Origin of the sequence: Mesorhizobium delmotii, from assembly GCF_900149755.1 — a bacterium.
In the GTDB taxonomy this organism is placed as follows: domain Bacteria; phylum Pseudomonadota; class Alphaproteobacteria; order Rhizobiales; family Rhizobiaceae; genus Mesorhizobium; species Mesorhizobium delmotii.
In genome coordinates this window covers 74,749-94,121 of sequence record NZ_FUIG01000103.1, presented here as the reverse complement: position 1 = coordinate 94,121, position 19,373 = coordinate 74,749, and the positions used below count along the sequence as shown (strand labels likewise).

Sequence of the window (19,373 nt, the reverse complement as noted above, 5' to 3'; positions counted from 1 at the left end):
GAAATACGGGCAAGTGCCCGATTTGAGGAAACAGGCCGGGGCATACGGAAGAAACGACCAGGAGACCACCTATGTCGCTGAATTCGAGACTCGATCATTTGATGCCAGATTTGGACCCGTTCGAAAAAATGAACCAGGACCTGACCAGGATGATGCCGAAGGAGATGGCCAGCGCCGTCAATCTCCTGGCGCACCCTGTCGCGGGTGCGGCAGCGATGTCGGCGCTTGGCATCGGGCTTGCCAATCACGCCTTTGGGGTATGGATGGGCGTGCTCTCGGGTGCCGCCGAGGCCTCGCAGCGGCTCTTCCAGCCGATGGTCGACGATTTCGATGCCAGGATCGAACGCTTTTCGCAGACAGGGACGAGCTCCTCGACCAAGGCGCGCGCGGCGACGAAAACCTTGATTGCCGAGGCGCAGTCCTTCGCCAGGGACGTGAACGACATAGCCGCGAGCAGCATGGATGATGCACGCAGCGTGGTGGATGCGGCCGCCGCACCGGCCGGGTTGATGCCGGAGGACTTCAAGCAGCCCAAAGCCATGGATCGTCCGGCAAATCCGGCCGACCTCAAGGCGATATCGGGCATCGGGCCGAAGCTGGAAGAGGTGCTGAACGGCTTGGGCATCTGGACGTACGGCCAGATCGCGGCATGGACGCCGGAAGAGATCGCCTGGGTTGACGATTATCTGTCATTCAAGGGCCGCGTCGGTCGCGACAATTGGCTTGGCCAGGCGGCGGTGCTGGCCGCGGCCAAACATTGAATTCAATGCCGGGCGCGGTTTCGGCTGCGCCCGGAAAGAAAGATTGCGGAATGTCCGCAGGGGTTTGAGACGACATGGCAAAGCTCAAGGTCGACGGGAAAGAGATTACTGTACCCGACCACTACACGCTGCTGCAGGCAGCCGAGGACGCCGGCGCGGAAGTGCCGCGCTTCTGCTTCCATGAGCGGCTTTCGATCGCCGGCAATTGCCGCATGTGCCTGATCGAGGTGAAGGGCGGGCCGCCCAAGCCGCAGGCATCCTGCGCCATGGGCGTGCGCGATCTGCGCCCGGGACCGAATGGCGAAACGCCGGAAATCTTCACCAACACGCCGATGGTCAAGAAGGCCAGGGAAGGCGTGATGGAATTCCTGCTGATCAACCATCCGCTCGATTGCCCGATCTGCGACCAGGGCGGCGAGTGCGACCTGCAGGACCAGGCGATGGCGTTCGGCGTCGATTCCTCGCGCTATCACGAGAACAAGCGGGCGGTCGAAGACAAATATATCGGGCCGCTGGTCAAGACGATCATGAACCGCTGCATCCATTGCACGCGCTGCGTCCGCTTCACCACCGAAATTGCCGGTATTTCAGAGCTCGGCCTGATCGGCCGCGGCGAGGACGCCGAGATCACCACCTATCTCGAAAGCGCGATGACCTCGGAACTGCAGGGTAACGTCATCGACCTTTGCCCGGTCGGTGCGCTGACCTCCAAACCCTACGCCTTCCAGGCGCGGCCGTGGGAACTGACTAAGACCGAATCCATCGACGTCATGGACGCCGTCGGCTCGGCGATCCGCGTCGATTCCAGAGGCCGCGAGGTGATGCGCATCCTGCCGCGTACCAACGAGGCGGTGAACGAGGAGTGGATTTCCGACAAGACCCGCTTCATCTGGGACGGTCTGCGCACCCAGCGCCTCGACCGGCCATACGTACGCAAGAACGGCAAGCTGGCCCCGGCAAGCTGGGCCGAGGCTTTCTCCGCGATCAAGGAAGCGGTGTCGAGGACCGCACCCGACAAGATCGGCGCCATATCAGGCGATCTTGCCGCCGTCGAGGAGATCTATGCGCTGAAGCTGCTGATGGCCTCGCTCGGCTCGAAGAACACCGACTGCCGCCAGGATGGTGCCGCGCTCGATCCGTCGCTCGGCCGGGCAAGCTATATCTTCAACCCGACCATCGAGGGCATCGAGCAGGCGGACGCGGTGCTGATCATTGGCGCCAATCCGCGCTTCGAAGCGTCCTTGCTCAACGCTCGCATCCGCAAGCGCTGGCGGGTCGGCAACCTGCCGGTCGGCGTCATCGGCGATGTCGGCGATACGCGCTACGATTATGAGCAGCTCGGCGCCGGAACGGAATCGCTGAAGGATCTGGCCGACGGCAATGGCAAGTTCTTCCAGGTGCTGAAGAAGGCGACGCATCCGCTTGTTATCGTCGGCCAAGGTGCGCTGGCACGCTCGGATGGCGCGGCCGTGCTCGGCCAGGCGGCGAAGCTTAGCCTGGCCGTCAATGCCGCGAGAGCCGACTGGAACGGCTTTGCCGTGCTGCACACTGCGGCGGGGCGTGTCGGCGGTCTTGATGTCGGCTTCGTGCCGGGCGAGGGCTGCAAGAACGTCGCCGGCATGCTGGGCGACATGGACGTGCTGTTCCTGCTCGGCGCCGATGAGATCGCCATGGCCAAGACCGGCGGCGCCTTCGTCGTCTATATCGGCACCCATGGCGACCACGGTGCGCACCGCGCCGACGTCATCCTGCCGGGCGCCGCCTATACCGAAAAGTCGGGCACCTACGTCAACACCGAGGGCCGCGTGCAGCAGACCAACCGTGCCGGCTTCGCGCCGGGCGATGCGCGCGAGGACTGGGCGATCCTGCGGGCGCTGTCGGATGTGTTGGGCAAGAGATTGTCGTTCGATTCACTGCCGCAGCTTCGCGCAAAACTCTATGGCGAATACCCGCATCTTGCCCGCATCGACCAGGTCGCGGCCGGCAACGCTGACGATGTCGCCAGGGTGGCGAAGCTCGGCGGGCGGCTTAACAAGGGCAGCTTCACCTCGCCGGTTAAGGATTTCTACCTGACCAACCCGATCGCGCGGGCTTCCGCGGTGATGGCGGAATGCTCGGCGCTGGCGAAAAACGGCTTCAGGCAGGCGGCGGAATAAGCATGGACACCTTCTTCTCCTTCTACGTGCTGCCGGCGCTGCTCATCCTGCTGAAGTCAGTCGTGCTGATTGTCGTGCTGTTGATCTTCGTCGCCTACATCCTGTATGCGGACCGCAAGATCTGGGCGGCGGTGCAGCTGCGCCGCGGCCCCAACGTCGTCGGCCCATGGGGCACGCTGCAGGCTTTCGCCGACCTTCTGAAGTTCGTGTTCAAGGAACCGGTGATTCCGTCCGGCGCCAACAAGGGCGTTTTTCTGCTGGCGCCGCTGGTTTCGGCGGTGCTGGCGATCTCGGCCTGGGCTGTCATTCCGGTCAATGAGGGCTGGGCGATCGCCAACGTCAATGTCGGCATCCTCTATGTCTTCGCCATTTCCTCGCTCGAGGTCTATGGCGTGATCATGGGCGGCTGGGCGTCCAACTCGAAATATCCGTTCCTCGGCGCGTTGCGCTCGGCGGCGCAGATGGTGTCATACGAAGTCTCGATCGGTTTCGTCATCGTCACCGTGCTGCTTTGCGTCGGCTCGCTCAACCTGTCCGATATCGTGCTGTCGCAGCAGGATGGGCTGGGCACGCGGGTTGGCCTGCCCAACACCTTCCTCGACTGGCATTGGCTGTCGCTGTTCCCGATGTTCGTCATCTTCTTCATCTCGGCGCTGGCCGAGACGAACCGCCCGCCTTTTGACCTTGTGGAAGCCGAATCGGAACTCGTCGCCGGCCATATGGTCGAGTATTCGTCGACGCCGTTCCTGCTTTTCTTCCTCGGCGAATATGTCGCCATCGTGCTGATGTGCGCGCTGGCCACCATCCTGTTCCTCGGCGGCTGGCTGCCGCCTTTCGACTTCGCTCCCTTCACCTGGGTTCCGGGCCTGATCTGGTTTGTGCTCAAGGTCTGCCTGGTGTTCTTCATGATCTCGATGGTGAAGGCCTTCGTGCCGCGCTACCGCTACGACCAACTGATGCGGCTTGGCTGGAAGGTCTTCCTGCCGATCTCGCTGGCGATGGTGGTGATTGTCGCCGCGTTCCTCAAGATCACGGGGTTTGCGTGATGTCTGCTCTAGCCCAAGCCGCAAAATCGCTGCTCCTGCAGGACTTCGTCAGCGCTTTCTTCCTGTCGATGCGCCAGTTCTTCGCGCCGAAGGAGACGATCAACTATCCGCACGAGAAGGGGCCGACCAGCCCGCGCTTCCGCGGCGAGCATGCACTGCGCCGCTATCCGAACGGCGAGGAACGCTGCATCGCCTGCAAACTGTGCGAGGCGATCTGCCCGGCGCAGGCGATCACCATCGAGGCCGGCCCGCGCCGCAACGACGGCACGCGCCGCACCGTGCGCTACGATATCGATATGGTGAAGTGCATCTATTGCGGCTTCTGCCAGGAGGCCTGCCCGGTCGACGCCATCGTCGAGGGGCCAAATTTCGAATTCGCGACCGAGACGCGCGAGGAACTTTATTACGACAAGGACAAGCTGCTGGCCAATGGCGACCGCTGGGAGCGCGAATTGGCGCGCAACATCTCGCTGGACGCGCCGTACCGCTGACATTTGACGCATGGACGAGGCGAAGGGCCTCGTTTAAGGAACACGCGGCTTCGGCACCGGAGGCGGAACGAAGCACACAACGGACAGTGCGAAAGCCGGTCCGACAGGAACCCCGGGGGAACCCATGCTGAATGGACTAGAGGCGGCCTTTTTCTACCTCTTCGCCTTTGTCGCGGTGGCGTCGGCGTTCATGGTCATTTCGGCGCGCAATCCCGTGCATTCGGTGCTGTTCCTGATCCTGACCTTCTTCAATGCCGCAGGCCTGTTCATGCTGACCGGCGCCGAGTTCCTGGCGATGATCCTGCTCGTCGTCTATGTCGGCGCGGTCATGGTGCTGTTCCTGTTCGTCGTCATGATGCTCGACGTCGATTTCGCCGAAATGAAGGAAGGCGCCCTGCAATACGCGCCGATCGGCGCGCTGGTCGGGCTGATCCTGGCGGCTGAGCTGATCGTGGTGCTCGGCGGCTATACGTTCGCGCCGCAACTGGCGGCGACGGTTGCAAAACCCATTCCGGACCTTGCCGCGCGCTCGAACACGGCAGCGCTCGGCGACATCCTCTATACGGACTACCTCTACTATTTCCAGATTGCAGGCCTTGTGCTGCTGGTCGCCATGATCGGCGCCATTGTGCTGACGCTGCGCCACAAGCCGGGCGTCAAACGGCAGTCGATCGCCGCCCAGGTCGGCCGCACGCCGGCAACGGGAATGGAAATCCGCAAGGTCAAGACGGGCGAAGGAATCTGACAATGTTCGACCGTTTGAAGAAAAAATACTGGGGGGAGGAGATTTACTCCAAGTCAGTTGCTTCCGCCAAAAAGGCGTCGGTATTTGTCTGGAATCGCGATGGGAAATTGACGCTTAACATCAGGAGCCAGGACTTTTCCTACGTGCAGGCACCAGGTCGGAATGATGCAACAGTCACCTTCGAGGCTTCTGCAATAAACAGTCTGTTGGACGCCATCGTATCTGCGCGTTCAATCATTCAACAAACGCCGGGAAAGGTTTGATTTGGCCATGGTCGTCGGCATCGCACATTTTCTGACCGTATCGGCGATCCTATTCACGCTCGGCGTGTTCGGCATTTTTCTCAACCGCCGGAACATCATCGTCATCCTGATGTCTATCGAGCTGATCCTGCTCGCGGTCAACATCAATTTCGTCGCCTTCTCGGCAGCACTCGGCGATCTCGTCGGACAGGTGTTCGCGCTGTTCGTGCTGACGGTCGCGGCGGCTGAAGCAGCGATCGGCCTCGCCATTCTCGTCGTCTTCTTTCGCAACCGCGGTTCGATCGCGGTCGAAGACGTGAACATGATGAAGGGTTGACGGAAACCACCATGTATCAGGCCATCGTCTTCCTTCCTCTGCTCGGCTTCCTGATCGTCGGCCTGTTCGGCACGTCGCTCGGCGCCAAGGCGTCCGAATACATCACCTCCGGCTTCCTGGTGATATCAGCCGTGCTGTCGTGGGTCGCCCTCTTCGCCGTCGGTTTCGGCGAGGGCGAGGTGTTCACTGTGCCGGTGCTGCGCTGGATCCAGTCGGGCGGGTTAGAGGCCGCATGGGCGCTCAGGATCGACACGCTGACCGCGGTGATGCTGGTTGTCGTCAACACGGTCTCGGCGCTGGTCCACATCTACTCGATCGGCTATATGCATCACGACCCGAACCGGCCGCGCTTCTTCGCCTATCTGTCGCTGTTCACCTTCGCCATGCTGATGCTGGTGACCGCCGACAACCTCGTGCAGATGTACTTCGGCTGGGAAGGCGTCGGCCTCGCCTCCTATCTCTTGATCGGCTTCTGGTACAAGAAGCCATCGGCCAATGCCGCCGCGATCAAGGCCTTCGTCGTCAACCGTGTCGGCGATTTCGGCTTCGCGCTCGGCATCTTCGGTGTGTTCGTGCTGTTCGGCTCGGTCAATCTCGGCACCATCTTCGCCAATGCGGCGACGTTCATTCCGGCCGAAGGCGCCCCGCAAGGTGCTGCCGTGCTGACCTTTCTCGGCTATGCGCTCGACAAGCAGGCTGCGATGACCGTCGTCTGCCTGCTGTTGTTCATGGGCGCCATGGGCAAGTCGGCCCAGGTGCCGCTGCACACCTGGCTGCCGGACGCCATGGAAGGCCCGACGCCAGTCTCGGCGCTCATCCATGCCGCCACCATGGTGACGGCCGGCGTGTTCATGCTGGCGCGGCTGTCGCCGCTGTTCGAACTGTCGCATTCGGCGCTGATCGTGGTCACCTTCATCGGCGCCTTCACCGCCTTCTTCGCGGCGACCGTCGGCCTCGTCCAGAACGACATCAAGCGCGTCATCGCCTATTCGACCTGCTCGCAGCTCGGCTACATGTTCGTGGCGCTCGGCGTCGGCGCCTATGGCGCGGCGATCTTCCATCTGTTCACGCACGCCTTCTTCAAGGCGCTGCTGTTCCTCGGCTCGGGATCGGTAATCCACGCCGTCTCCGACGAACAGGACATGCGCAAGATGGGCGGCCTTCGGACGCTCATTCCGAAGACCTACTGGATGATGGTGATCGGTACGCTTGCGCTGACCGGCGTCGGCATTCCGGTGACGGTCATCGGCACCGCCGGGTTCTTCTCCAAGGACGCGATCATCGAAAGCGCCTTTGCCGCGCACAATCCGGTCGCCGGCCTTGCCTTCGTGCTGCTGGTCGTCGCCGCCTGCTTCACCAGCTTCTATTCCTGGCGGCTGATCTTCATGACCTTCCACGGCCAGCCGCGGGCGAGCCACGAGGTGATGCACCATGTCCATGAATCGCCGCCGGTCATGCTGGTGCCGCTGTTCATCCTGGCGGCGGGCTCGCTGTTCGCCGGCCTGATCTTCCATGGCGCCTTCATCGGCGAGGGCTATGCCGAGTTCTGGAAGGCGTCGCTGTTCACGCTGCCGGAAAACCATATTCTGCACGACATCCACGAAGTGCCGTTATGGGTGAAGCTGGCGCCGTTCATCGCCATGCTGATCGGCTTTGCGATTGCCTGGCAATTCTACATCCGCGCGCCGGAAATGCCGAAGAATTTGGCGGCGCAGCATCGCGGGCTCTACGCCTTCCTGCTCAACAAGTGGTATTTCGACGAACTCTACGACCTCCTGTTCGTGCGGCCGGCAAAACGCCTCGGCCACTTCCTGTGGAAGACCGGTGACGGCACCGTCATCGACGGGCTTGGTCCGGACGGCGTTTCGGCGCGCGTGGTCGACGTCACCAACCGGGTCGTCAAGCTGCAGACCGGCTACCTCTATCACTATGCCTTCGCCATGCTGATCGGCGTTGCCGCACTCGTCACCTGGATGATGCTCTGATGAAGATCCTCTCGCTGGTCACCTTCCTGCCGCTGGTTGGTGTGCTGCTCATCCTGTTCGTGCGTGACGACAGCGAAAATGCCCGCCGCAACATCCGCGCCATCGCGTTGTGGACGACGAGCATCACCTTCATCATCTCACTGTTCATCTGGACCGGCTTCGACAATTCGGAGCCTGGCTTCCAGTTCGTCGAGAAGTTTGCCTGGCTGGATTCCGGCATCTCCTACCATATGGGCGTCGACGGCATCTCCATGCTGTTCGTCATCCTGACCACCTTCCTGATGCCGCTGTGCATCCTGGCTTCGTGGGAATCGATCGAGCAACGCGTCAAGGCCTACATGATCGCCTTCCTGCTGCTGGAGACGCTGATGATCGGCGTGTTCTGCGCGCTCGACATCGTTTTGTTCTATGTCTTCTTCGAAGCCGGCCTGATCCCGATGTTCATCATCATCGGCGTGTGGGGGGGCAAGCGGCGCGTCTATGCCTCGTTCAAGTTCTTCCTCTACACGCTGGCCGGCTCGGTGCTGATGCTGCTCGCCATCATGGCGATGTTCTTCCAGTCCGGCACCACCGACATTCCGACGCTTCTGACGCACAACTTCCCGGCCACCATGCAGACCTGGCTATGGCTCGCCTTCTTTGCCTCCTTTGCCGTGAAGATGCCGATGTGGCCTGTGCACACTTGGCTGCCGGACGCGCATGTCGAGGCGCCGACGGCCGGGTCGGTGATCCTGGCCGCCATCCTGCTCAAGATGGGCGGATACGGCTTCCTGCGCTTTTCGCTGCCGATGTTTCCGATCGCCTCGGAGATGTTCGCGCCGCTGGTCTTCGCGCTGTCCGTGGTCGCCATCATCTACACCTCGCTGGTGGCGCTGATGCAGGAGGACATGAAAAAGCTGATCGCCTATTCGTCGGTCGCCCATATGGGCTTCGTCACCATGGGCATCTTCGCGATGAACCAGGAAGGCGTCCAGGGGGCGATCTTCCAAATGCTGTCGCACGGCCTGGTCTCCGGCGCGCTGTTCCTCTGCGTCGGCGTCATCTATGACCGCATGCACACGCGCGACATCGACGCCTATGGCGGGCTGGTCAACAACATGCCGAAATACGCCACCGTGTTCATGATCTTCACCATGGCCAATGTCGGCCTGCCCGGCACCAGCGGCTTCGTCGGCGAGTTCCTGACCATGCTCGGCGTGTTCCGGGTCAACACCTGGGTGGCGTTCTTCGCCGCTACCGGCGTCATCCTGTCGGCGGCCTATGCGCTCTGGCTTTATCGCCGGGTGATCTTCGGCGCGCTGACCAAGGACAGCCTGAAAGGCCTGCTCGACCTGTCGGCGCGCGAGAAGGTGATCATCTATCCGCTGGCCGCGCTGGTCATCTTCTTCGGCGTCTACCCGGCGCCGGTCTTCGACGCGACGGCCGAATCGGTCAAGGCGCTCGTTACCAATGTCACCGCATCCATCGACACCGCGCAGACCGCGGCGGCGAACTGACTGAGAGGTTTTGCGAACCATGACGCCGGACCTTCTCTCCAGCCTGTCGCTGTCGACACCAGAGCTGATCCTCGCCGTCGGCGCCTTGGCGCTGCTGATGCTCGGCGCCTATTCGCGCGCCAACACCACCACCACGGTGAGCGGCCTTGCCGTCGCCTTCCTGGTGGTTGCGGGCGTCTGGACGATCGTTTCCACCGGGCAGGGCAACGCTTACGGCGAAGCCTTCGTCCAGGATCCCTTCGCCCGCTTCATGAAGGTGCTGGCGCTGATCGGGTCGGCGGTGACGCTGGTCATGTCGATGCGCTTTGCCAAGGCGGAGCATTTCGACAAGTTCGAATATCCGGTGCTGATCCTGCTGTGCACGCTCGGCATGATGCTGATGATCTCGGCCAACGGCATGATCGGGCTTTATCTCGGCCTCGAATTGCAGTCGCTGGCGATCTACGTGCTGGCGGCGATCAACCGGGACAATCTGCGCTCGACCGAGGCGGGACTGAAATATTTTGTCCTCGGCGCGCTGTCGTCGGGCATGCTGCTTTACGGCATCAGTCTCGTCTACGGCTACACCGGCAACACCGGGTTCCAGGAAATCGCCACGGCGCTGGGCGGCGGCGAGCGGCAGCTTGGCCTCGTCTTCGGCCTGGTCTTCGTGCTGGCCGGTCTCGCCTTCAAGATATCGGCGGTGCCGTTCCACATGTGGACGCCCGACGTCTATGAAGGCGCGCCGACGCCGGTGACGGCCTTTCTCGCCGCGGCGCCGAAGATGGCGGCGATGGCGCTGATCGTGCGCGTCACCATGGGCGCGTTCAAGCCGATCGCCGCCGACTGGCAGCAGATCATCGTCTTCATCTCGATCGCCTCGATGGTGCTCGGCGCCTTCGCGGCCATCGGTCAGACCAACATCAAGCGGCTGATGGCCTATTCCTCCATCGGCCATATGGGCTACGCGCTGGTCGGCCTCGCCGCCAACAGCCAGGCCGGCGTGCGTGGCGTCGCTATCTACATGCTGATCTATCTGGTGATGACGCTCGGCACCTTCGCCTTCATCCTCGCCATGCGGCGCAAGGAAGGCAATGTCGAGCAGATCAGCGATCTCGCCGGCCTGTCGTCGACCAATCCGATCATGGCGACGATCCTGACGATCCTGATGTTCTCGCTGGCCGGCATCCCGCCGCTGGCCGGCTTCTGGGGGAAGTGGTACGTGTTCCTCGCCGCCATCAACGCCAACCTCTACGCGCTGGCGATCATCGGCGTGCTGGCCTCGGTGGTGGGCGCCTATTATTATCTGCGCATCATCAAGATCATGTGGTTCGACGAACCGGTCGGCGGCTTCGTGCCGATGGCGACCGAGCTTCGCGTCGTGCTCGGCGTCTGCGGCGCCTTCGTGCTGTTCTACGTGCTGATCGGCGGGCCGATCGGCACCTATGCCGAAGCCGCAGCCAAGACATTTTTCTGACGGGATGGCATTTCGGCTGGCTCCAACAGCGGCCTCGGAAGGGTTTCGGCTCGAGGCACATGACACGGTCGCTTCCACCAATGCGCTGGCGCTGGACCATGCGCGGGCGGGGGATCCGGGCAAGCTCTGGGTCGTTTCAAAAAAACAGGAAAGCGGTCGTGGCCGGCGAGGCCGGGTCTGGGCGACGCCCGAGGGCAATCTGGCGGCGACGCTGCTGGTGGTCACCAATGCCGAGCTTCGCCTGGCTGCGACGCTCGGCTTCGTCGCCGGCCTGGCGCTGGCCGATGCGCTCGACGCCGTCGTGCCGAAGGGCCGGATCGCAATCGGCCTCGACGGCGGCAGCGATGGAAGAAGCCGTTTCGAGCTGAAATGGCCAAACGATGTGCTCGCCTCCGGCGCCAAGCTTGCCGGCATCCTGCTGGAATCGGCGATACTCGAAGGCGATCGCTTCGCGGTGGCTGTGGGCATCGGTGTCAATGTTGTGGCTTATCCCAAAGATTTGCCTTATCCGGCGACATCGCTCAGGGCGCTGGGCGCTGCTTGCGATGCCGAGACGTTGTTTCTGGCGCTGTCGGATGCCTGGAGCGAGAATGCGCGGCTGTGGAATGATGGGCGCGGGCTTTCCGCCGTCAGGCGGCGCTGGCTGGCGCGCGCGGCAGGGCTTGGCGGGCAGGTTGCTGTCAGAATTGACGGTAATGTGGTGCGCGGCACGTTCGAGACCATTGACGAGGACTGCCGTTTCGTGATCCGCGACGATGAGGGTTCGGTTCTGACGATCGCCGCCGGCGATGTGCATTTCGGTGCAGTCGCGTCGGCCCAGTTTTGACGGGTCAGGTTTGACAGGCCCCGTTTGGAAGGGCTTGGCTTGACCGGCCAGGAAAGGAAAGAGCATGGCGACAGCGGAAAACGCCGAACTCGTCTTCGTGCCGCTCGGCGGCGTCGGCGAGATCGGCATGAACTTCGCCCTCTATGGCTACGGCCCGGCCAATGCGCGCGAATGGATCGTCGTCGATGTCGGTGTCACCTTTCCCGATGCCAGCCTGCCCGGCGTCGACCTGGTGCTGCCAGACACGCGCTTCATCGAGGAGAACATCGCCAATCTGCGCGGCATCGTCATCACGCACGCGCATGAGGACCATTACGGCGCGCTGCTCGACACATGGCCGAAGCTCAAGGCGCCGGTCTGGATGACGCCGTTCGGCGCTGGATTGCTGGAAGCCAAGCGGCAGGGCGTGCAAGGTGCACCGAAAATCCCGGTGACGATCTACCGCGCCGGCGAAAAATTCAGCGTCGGCCCGTTCGAGATCGAGGCCATCCCGGTCGCGCATTCGATCCCCGAACGGATGTCGCTGGCGATCACCTCGCCGGCCGGCACCGTCATCCATACCGGCGACTGGAAGATCGATCCTGCGCCGACGATCGGGCCGATGACCGACGAGGCCCGCTTCCGCGCCTATGGCGACAACGGCGTGCTGGCGCTGATCTGCGATTCCACCAATGCGCTGCGGGAAGGGGAGTCGCCGTCGGAAGTGGCGGTGGGCGAGGGCCTCAAGGGCGTCATCCAGAGCGCCAAGGGCCGGGTCGCGGTCACCACTTTTTCCTCCAATGTCGGGCGCATCGTCTCCATTGCCAAGGCGGCACGCGACGCCGGCCGCCAGTGCCTGGTGCTCGGCCGCTCGCTGAAGCGCGTCATCGATGTTGCCGGCGAGCTCGGCTATATGGACGGGCTGCCCGAATTCATCGCCGAGGAGGACTTTGGCTTCATCCCGCGCGAAAACCTCGTCATCATCTGCACCGGCAGCCAGGGCGAGCCGCTTGCGGCCTTGGCAAAACTGTCGCGCGACGAGATGAAATCGGTGTCGCTGACGGCAGGCGACACGGTGGTGTTTTCCTCGCGCACCATCCCCGGCAACGAGAAGGGGATTCTCGAGATCAAGAACCGCCTGATCGATCTCGGCATCAAGATCATCGAGGACGGCGATGCGTTGGTGCATGTCTCCGGACATCCGCGTCGCAGCGAATTGCGCAAGATGTATCAATGGGTGCGCCCGCAGATCGGCGTGCCGGTGCATGGCGAGGCGGCGCATCTGGTGGCGCAGGGGTCGCTGATGTCGGTGTCCGGCATCGGCCAGGTGGCGCAGGTCCGCGACGGCGACATGCTGCGGCTCTATCCCGGTGCGGCGACGATCATCGACCAGGTGCCGTTCGGCCGCATCTACAAGGACGGCAGGCTGATCGGCACTGACCAGGCGATGGGCATTCGCGACCGGCGCAAGCTGTCCTTTGCCGGCCATGTCGCGGTTAATGTCGTGCTCGACGACAGGTATGAGCTCGCCGGCGATCCCGATCTGGTCGCCATCGGCGTCGCCGAGGCCGATGCCCGCGGCGAGAGCCTGGAAGACCTGATGATCGATGCGGCAATCGGCGCCGTGGACTCCATCCCCCGTCAGCGCCGAAGAGATCTCGACCTCGTGCAGGAGGCAGTGCGCCGCGCCGTCCGCGGCGCCGCCAATGAAGCCTGGGGCAAGAAGCCGCTGGTGACGGTGTTCGTCACAAGGTAAGGGAATAGGGGAGTAGGGCAGTACGGCAGTAGGGGGAGAAGTAGTTTTTCCCTACTCCCATACTGCCCTATTGCCTTACTGCCCTGAGGAAAACCTATGCTCGGACGCCTGAACCATGTCGCGCTTGCCGTGCCGGATCTGGCCGCGGCGACGGCGGCCTATCGCGATACCCTCGGCGCTCGGGTGAGCGCGCCGCAGGCGCTGCCGGAGCATGGCGTGACGGTGGTGTTCGTTGATGTCGGCAACACCAAGATCGAATTGCTGGAGCCGCTCGGCGAGGATTCGCCGATCGCGGCATTCCTCGAGAAGAACCCCTCGGGCGGCATGCATCATGTCTGCTACGAGGTCGACGACATTCTTGCCGCGCGTGATCACCTCAAGGCCAGCGGCGCCCGCGTCCTTGGCGACGCCGACCCGAAGATCGGCGCGCATGGCAAGCCGGTGCTGTTCCTGCATCCCAAGGATTTCTTCGGCACGCTGGTCGAACTGGAGCAAGCATGAGCTGGGTTTCGTTTCTCGCCCTGTTCTTCATCACATGGTGGGTGGTGCTGTTCGCCATCCTGCCGTTCAGTCTGAGGACGCAGGACGAGGATGAGGACGTGACGCTGGGCACGGTACCCAGCGCACCGCGCGGACCGCATATGCTGCGCGCCGTGCTGCGGACGACGATCGTCACGATGGTTCTTCTTGGCATCTTCTATGGCATTACGAGGGGGCTCGGCCTCGGCATCGACGACATCCCGCACATCGTGCCGGATTTCAGCCAGAGACCCGAAAATTAGACCGCCGGGCACGGCTGGCCACATCTTGTATGCGAGCACCAATCCGGGCTGGAAGCCGATGCAGGTTCCGAACCCGCTGTGCTGGCGCTAATGCATGTCGGCGCAAAAGTGTGCAGCGGTTTTGCGATAACGACATGCATAAAACAGCAACCTAAAGCGCGTCGCATGGGGCCGGTCAAACGCGGCGCTTTAGGTAAAGTGGTTTAGCAATTTGTCGTGCTAACCAAATGATTGCACAAAAAAAATGCAAGGCACGAGGCCTTGCAATTTAAACGCGTCCGATCTGTTTCCGGTGTCCGGCGGCAGCGAGTAACCGCGCCTAGATCGCATCCTCCCAAGACTTTGACCGCGTAGGAGGGCAGATTTCTTTCCGCCCTCTCGGTTATCGGGGCACATTAGACCAAGGCAGGTGAAAATGTCACGCAGAATTTTGCCCGGAAATAAGCAATCTCGTGCTGCAGTGCACAATAGTATGGCAGGCGTTGCTTGCGAAACGACCAGCAAGGCGGATGAGGCACTGCGGACCCTTTGCGGCGTCCCGAGGGGCGGGTTTCCATTCCGTCATGAAATGGCTATGAAGCCGGGGCAAGCAAGCCTGCGCTGCGCCGATTCCGGTGCGGCAATCCTCTCTCTCACGGACCAGTCCATGCGTTTGTCGCGCTATTTCCTGCCTATCCTCAAAGAAAATCCGCGCGAGGCCGAAATCGTCTCGCACCGGCTGATGCTGCGCGCCGGCATGATCCGCCAGCAGGGGCAAGGCAGTTTTTCCTGGCTGCCGCTCGGCAAAAGGGTGCTGGACAAGGTCTGCCGCATCGTTCGCGAGGAGCAGGACCGCGCCGGCGCGCTCGAGATCCTGATGCCGACCATCCAGTCCGCCGAGCTGTGGCGCGAAAGCGGCCGCTATGACGACTACGGCAAGGAGATGCTGCGCATCAAGGACCGGCAAGACCGGGACATGCTCTATGGACCGACCAACGAGGAGATGGTCACCGAGATTTTCCGCGCCTATGTGAAGTCCTATAAGGATCTGCCGCTCAATCTCTATCACATCCAGTGGAAATTCCGCGACGAGGTGCGGCCGCGCTTCGGCGTCATGCGTTCGCGCGAGTTCCTGATGAAGGACGCCTATTCCTTCGATCTCGATTTCGAAGGCGCCAAGGCGGCCTATAACAGGATGTTCGTGTCCTATCTCAGGACGTTCACGCGCATGGGGCTGCAGGCAATCCCGATGCGTGCCGACACCGGGCCGATCGGCGGCGACCTCAGCCACGAATTCATCATCCTGGCCGACACCGGCGAGAGCCAGGTCTATTGCCATCGCGACTATCTCGCGCTTGATGTGCCGGGGGCGGACACGGACTTCTCCAACGATGCCGCGATCGGCGATATCGTCAAGACATGGACGACGCCCTATGCCGCGACCGACGAGATGCACGACGAGGCGGCGTGGGAGAAGGTTGCGACAAGCGACCGGGTCTCGGCGCGCGGCATCGAGGTCGGCCACATCTTCCATTTCGGCGACAAATATTCGAAGCCGATGGGTGCCAAGGTGACCGGGCCCGACGGCAAGGATCATTTTGCCTCCGGGGGGTCCTACGGCATCGGCCCGACGCGGCTGGTCGCGGCGATCATCGAGGCCAGCCATGACGACAACGGCATCATCTGGCCGGAGGCGGTGGCGCCTTTCGACATCGGCCTGATCAACATGAAAGCCGGCGACGCCGACTGCGACCGCGTCTGCGACGAACTCCATGCGGCGTTTGTCGCCGTCGGCAAGGACGTGCTCTACGACGACACCGACCAGCGGCCGGGCGGCAAGTTCGCCACCGCCGACCTGATCGGCCTGCCGTGGCAGGTCATCGTCGGGCCACGCGGCGTGGCGGCCGGCGAGGTCGAGATCAAGAATCGCAGGACCGGCGAGCGTGAGACGCTGCCGATCGTGGACATGAAGAAACGCTTCGGTTTTGCCGGATGAGCGAAGCCGCAGCGAAACCCCCGGCCGCCGGAGCTTTTTCCGTTTTCGAACGCATGGTCGCATGGCGCTATCTGCGCTCGCGCCGCAAGGAGACGGTGATCTCCGTCATCGCATCGATCTCCTTCCTCGGCATCATGCTGGGCGTCGCCACGCTGATCGTCGTGATGGCTGTCATGAACGGGTTTCGCGCCGAGCTCCTGACGCGCATCCTCGGAGTCAACGGCCATCTGATCGTGCAGCCGCTCGACATGCCGCTGGAGGACTATGCGCAGGTTGCCGGCCGCATCAACGGCGTGCCCGGCGTCCAATACGCCATTCCGCTGATCGACGGGCAGGTCCTGGCGCAAGGCAATATCGGCGGCGGATCAGGGGCGCTGGTGCGCGGCATACGCGGTGAAGATCTGGGCAAGATTTCAATCGTCGCCAGCAATATCAAGCAGGGCTCGATCGCCGGCTTCGACACAGGCGAGGGCGTCGCCATCGGCAGCCGCATGGCCGACAATCTCGGTCTTGTGCTCGGCGACACCATCACGCTTATCGCGCCCGACGGCGATGTGACGCCGCTCGGCACGACACCGCGCATGAAAGGCTATCCGGTCACGGCGATCTTCGAGGTCGGCATGTCAGAATATGACAGCTCCATCGTCTACATGCCGTTCTCGGAAGCACAGCTCTATTTCAACATGGATGGCCGGGCTCAGGCGATCGAGATTTATGTCGACAATCCCGACAATGTCGATGCGCTGAAGCCGAAGGTCGAGGAGGCGTCGCAGCGGCCGATCACCATGGTCGACTGGCGAGAACGCAACAGGACTTTCTTCGATGCGCTGCAAGTGGAGCGCAATGTCATGTTCATGATCCTGACGCTGATCGTGCTGGTGGCGGCGCTCAACATCATCTCGGGCCTGATCATGCTGGTGAAGGACAAGGGCCACGACATCGCCATACTGCGCACCATGGGCGCCACGCGCGGCGCGATCCTGCGCATCTTCCTGATGACGGGCGCGGCGATCGGCGTGGTGGGCACCATCGCAGGGGTGCTGCTGGGCGTTGTAATCTGCCTGAACGTCGAGCGAATCCGCCAGTTCTTCTCCTGGCTGGCCGGCGAGAGGCTGTTCAATCCCGAGCTCTATTTCCTGAGCCAACTGCCTGCCCGCATGGACGCCAGCGAGACGATCTCGGTGATCCTGATGGCTCTTGTGCTGTCGTTCCTGGCGACGCTGTTTCCGGCATGGCGCGCGGCCAGGCTCGATCCGGTCGAAGCGCTGAGGTACGAATGATGGCCGAGGCCATTATCGAGCTGAAGAGCGTCGAGCGGCACTATGTCCAGGGGCCGCGCAAGCTCACCATTCTCAACGGCGCCGATTTTTCGCTGAAGCGCGGCGAGATCGTGGCGCTGGTGGCGCCTTCGGGCACCGGCAAATCGACGCTGTTGCACACCGCCGGCCTGCTGGAGCGGCCGGACGCCGGCGATGTCATTCTGGCCGGCCGCGCCTGCGGGCGGCTTTCCGACGACGAGCGCACGGCGATCCGCCGCAACGATGTCGGCTTCGTCTATCAGTTCCATCACCTGCTGCCGGAGTTCACGGCGCTGGAAAACATCATGATGCCGCAGCTGATAAAAGGCCTGACGCGCAAGGAGGCTGCCGAGCGGTCGGCGCAACTGCTCGACTACATGCAGATCGGCAAGCGCGCGCAGCACCGCCCCTCCGAACTGTCCGGCGGCGAGCAGCAGCGCGTCGCCATCGCGCGCGCCGTCGCCAATGCGCCGCTGGTGCTGCTTGCCGACGAGCCGACCGGCAACCTCGACCCGGTCACCGCCTCCTATGTGTTCGAGGCATTGGGAGCGCTGGTCCGGCAATCGGGGCTGGCGGCGCTGATCGCCACCCACAATCACGAGCTTGCCTCGCGCATGGACCGTCGCGTCACGCTCGCCGACGGCAAGGTTGTTCCGCTTTAGGTATATCAGTATTCAGCCGGCCTGCGAACGGCTGATACCCACGCTTCCGGTACTCACATACCCAACAGTACGCTCCGTTCCGGTTCTCGGAACTCACCCAGTCTGGTTGCATCGCGCCCTCTTCGACTCCGGCTCGGCCTGACCTGAATCTCGATACACCTAACGGGCTGATCGCCAGCGTGCCGTCTGGCTGCATTTTTCGCCACATGCAACCAGCGCGGAAACAGCGAAATCCGTTCTCAACCTTTCCTTAACCCTGCCGAACTGAGCGCCCGAATTTCGCGACACGCTCTGATTGCGGTCGTTGACATTCGAACAAAATTAGAACAAAATACGAACATACTGAAAACAGGAGAGCGTTATGACCGGTCTTGTTCAGGATGTCGTGTCACTAGTGTGCATGAGCACGTTTCTCATTTCCATGGCGATCTGGATCGGAGCGATGTGAGGCAGCGCGCCCCGTTCTTCACGGGGTGAGGGGCTGCGTCGGAGCTCGGTGGTTCAGCGCCGCTTTTCAGCCGGCCTTGCGGGCCGTTTCGACAAGCAAAGGTGCCGCGGGTCCGAAGACATGCTCGAAGGCGGATTTTAGCGCGAGGTCGAGATCGGCCATCGTTATGGGAAGACCGAGATCGACGAGACTGGTGATGCCATGATCCTGTACGCCGCACGGCACGATGCCGCTGAAGTGGGCGAGATCCGGCTCGACATTGATGGCAATACCGTGAAAGCTCACCCAGCGCCTCAGCCTGATGCCGATGGCGGCGATCTTGTCCTCGGCGAGCGATCCGTCGGCCAGGGGCGGGCGATCCGGCCGCACCACCCAGACGCCGACGCGATCCTCGCGCCGTTCGCCACGCACGTTGAAGGCGGCGAGCGTGCCGATGATCCATTGTTCAAGTGCCGCGACGAAGGCGCGGACATCCTCGCGCCGCCGCTTCAGGTCGAGCATCACATAAGCGACCCGCTGGCCTGGCCCATGATAGGTGTATTCGCCGCCGCGCCCGGCCGCGAACACCGGGAAACGGTCCGGCTCGATCAGATCCTCGATGCGGGCGCTGGTGCCGGCGGTGTAGAGCGGCGGGTGCTCGACCAGCCAGACCATCTCGCCGGCGGCGCCGCTTCGGATCGCTTCGGCACGCGCCTCCATCACGGCAAGCGCATCCGGATAGGCGGTGAGGCCGGGTTCGATCCGCCATTCGACCGGCGCCGAACCGGGCTGGGGCAGGAACGACGTGGCGATCTGGCTGCGTTCTGTCATGGTGTGTCTCGTGTCGCCCCACATATGGCGGCAATCAGTTGAAACGTCCAGTTCCGGGCGCGTTCCAACCCCTTTGGAGGGTTATGCTGAATGCCGGGCAATTATTGCGCGACGCGCCCTTG

Annotated in this window: 18 protein-coding genes; 17 read left to right on the top strand and 1 reads right to left on the bottom strand. The window is 62.7% G+C overall.

Annotated features, from left to right (window positions below; all coding sequences use genetic code 11):
* Positions 1-71: 71 nt before the first annotated feature.
* The 17 genes from BQ8482_RS36115 (at position 72) to BQ8482_RS36035 (ending at position 17,993) form a co-directional block, all read left to right on the top strand.
* Positions 72-761, top strand: a complete 690-nt coding sequence (locus BQ8482_RS36115; protein WP_123151868.1) for an NADH-ubiquinone dehydrogenase — start codon at positions 72-74, stop codon at positions 759-761.
* A 74-nt stretch (positions 762-835) separates the two neighbouring features.
* Positions 836-2,917 (top strand): NADH-quinone oxidoreductase subunit NuoG, encoded by a 2,082-nt coding sequence (nuoG, locus tag BQ8482_RS36110; RefSeq protein WP_123151867.1) that lies wholly within the window; start codon positions 836-838, stop codon positions 2,915-2,917.
* A 2-nt stretch (positions 2,918-2,919) separates the two neighbouring features.
* A complete protein-coding gene (nuoH, locus tag BQ8482_RS36105) occupies positions 2,920-3,963 on the top strand; it encodes an NADH-quinone oxidoreductase subunit NuoH (RefSeq protein ID WP_023798860.1) in 1,044 nt (347 codons plus the stop codon).
* On the top strand, positions 3,963-4,454 hold the full coding sequence (gene nuoI / locus BQ8482_RS36100) for an NADH-quinone oxidoreductase subunit NuoI (protein ID WP_023798861.1): 492 nt from the start codon (positions 3,963-3,965) through the stop codon (positions 4,452-4,454). The genes nuoH and nuoI overlap by 1 nt, the downstream gene beginning before the upstream one ends.
* Positions 4,455-4,578: 124 nt before the next feature.
* On the top strand, positions 4,579-5,199 hold the full coding sequence (locus tag BQ8482_RS36095) for an NADH-quinone oxidoreductase subunit J (protein WP_123151866.1): 621 nt from the start codon (positions 4,579-4,581) through the stop codon (positions 5,197-5,199).
* Between the two features lie 2 nt (positions 5,200-5,201).
* Positions 5,202-5,462, top strand: a complete 261-nt coding sequence (locus BQ8482_RS36090) for a hypothetical protein (RefSeq protein WP_123151865.1) — start codon at positions 5,202-5,204, stop codon at positions 5,460-5,462.
* A gap of 7 nt (positions 5,463-5,469) precedes the next feature.
* On the top strand, positions 5,470-5,778 hold the full coding sequence (gene nuoK / locus BQ8482_RS36085; protein ID WP_123151864.1) for an NADH-quinone oxidoreductase subunit NuoK: 309 nt from the start codon (positions 5,470-5,472) through the stop codon (positions 5,776-5,778).
* Between the two features lie 11 nt (positions 5,779-5,789).
* Complete coding sequence (gene nuoL / locus BQ8482_RS36080) at positions 5,790-7,763, top strand: NADH-quinone oxidoreductase subunit L (protein ID WP_123152088.1); 1,974 nt, start codon at positions 5,790-5,792, stop codon at positions 7,761-7,763.
* The gene (locus tag BQ8482_RS36075) at positions 7,763-9,259 is read left to right on the top strand and encodes an NADH-quinone oxidoreductase subunit M (protein WP_123151863.1); all 1,497 of its coding nucleotides are present in this window, start codon (positions 7,763-7,765) and stop codon (positions 9,257-9,259) included. Before nuoL ends, BQ8482_RS36075 begins: the two co-directional genes overlap by 1 nt.
* Before the next feature lie 19 nt (positions 9,260-9,278).
* Complete coding sequence (gene nuoN, locus BQ8482_RS36070; RefSeq protein WP_095494639.1) at positions 9,279-10,715, top strand: NADH-quinone oxidoreductase subunit NuoN; 1,437 nt, start codon at positions 9,279-9,281, stop codon at positions 10,713-10,715.
* A gap of 4 nt (positions 10,716-10,719) precedes the next feature.
* Positions 10,720-11,541, top strand: coding sequence for a biotin--[acetyl-CoA-carboxylase] ligase (locus tag BQ8482_RS36065; RefSeq protein ID WP_123151862.1), 822 nt, complete (start codon positions 10,720-10,722; stop codon positions 11,539-11,541).
* A 64-nt stretch (positions 11,542-11,605) separates the two neighbouring features.
* Positions 11,606-13,276, top strand: coding sequence for a ribonuclease J (locus BQ8482_RS36060; RefSeq protein ID WP_123151861.1), 1,671 nt, complete (start codon positions 11,606-11,608; stop codon positions 13,274-13,276).
* Between the two features lie 96 nt (positions 13,277-13,372).
* Entirely contained in the window at positions 13,373-13,777 is a 405-nt protein-coding gene (gene mce / locus BQ8482_RS36055; protein ID WP_095494636.1) for a methylmalonyl-CoA epimerase, read from the top strand.
* Positions 13,774-14,058: a DUF1467 family protein gene (locus tag BQ8482_RS36050; RefSeq protein ID WP_123151860.1), complete on the top strand. Its 285-nt coding sequence runs from the start codon at positions 13,774-13,776 to the stop codon at positions 14,056-14,058. Before mce ends, BQ8482_RS36050 begins: the two co-directional genes overlap by 4 nt.
* Positions 14,059-14,704: 646 nt before the next feature.
* Positions 14,705-16,033: a proline--tRNA ligase gene (gene proS, locus BQ8482_RS36045; protein WP_123152087.1), complete on the top strand. Its 1,329-nt coding sequence runs from the start codon at positions 14,705-14,707 to the stop codon at positions 16,031-16,033.
* Positions 16,030-17,313 (top strand): lipoprotein-releasing ABC transporter permease subunit, encoded by a 1,284-nt coding sequence (locus tag BQ8482_RS36040; protein ID WP_123151859.1) that lies wholly within the window; start codon positions 16,030-16,032, stop codon positions 17,311-17,313. Before proS ends, BQ8482_RS36040 begins: the two co-directional genes overlap by 4 nt.
* The gene (locus BQ8482_RS36035) at positions 17,310-17,993 is read left to right on the top strand and encodes an ABC transporter ATP-binding protein (RefSeq protein WP_174654574.1); all 684 of its coding nucleotides are present in this window, start codon (positions 17,310-17,312) and stop codon (positions 17,991-17,993) included. The genes BQ8482_RS36040 and BQ8482_RS36035 overlap by 4 nt, the downstream gene beginning before the upstream one ends.
* A 514-nt stretch (positions 17,994-18,507) precedes the next feature.
* Here the strand turns inward: BQ8482_RS36035 and lipB are convergent.
* A complete protein-coding gene (gene lipB, locus BQ8482_RS36030; RefSeq protein WP_123151858.1) occupies positions 18,508-19,251 on the bottom strand; it encodes a lipoyl(octanoyl) transferase LipB in 744 nt (247 codons plus the stop codon).
* Positions 19,252-19,373: the final 122 nt, after the last annotated feature.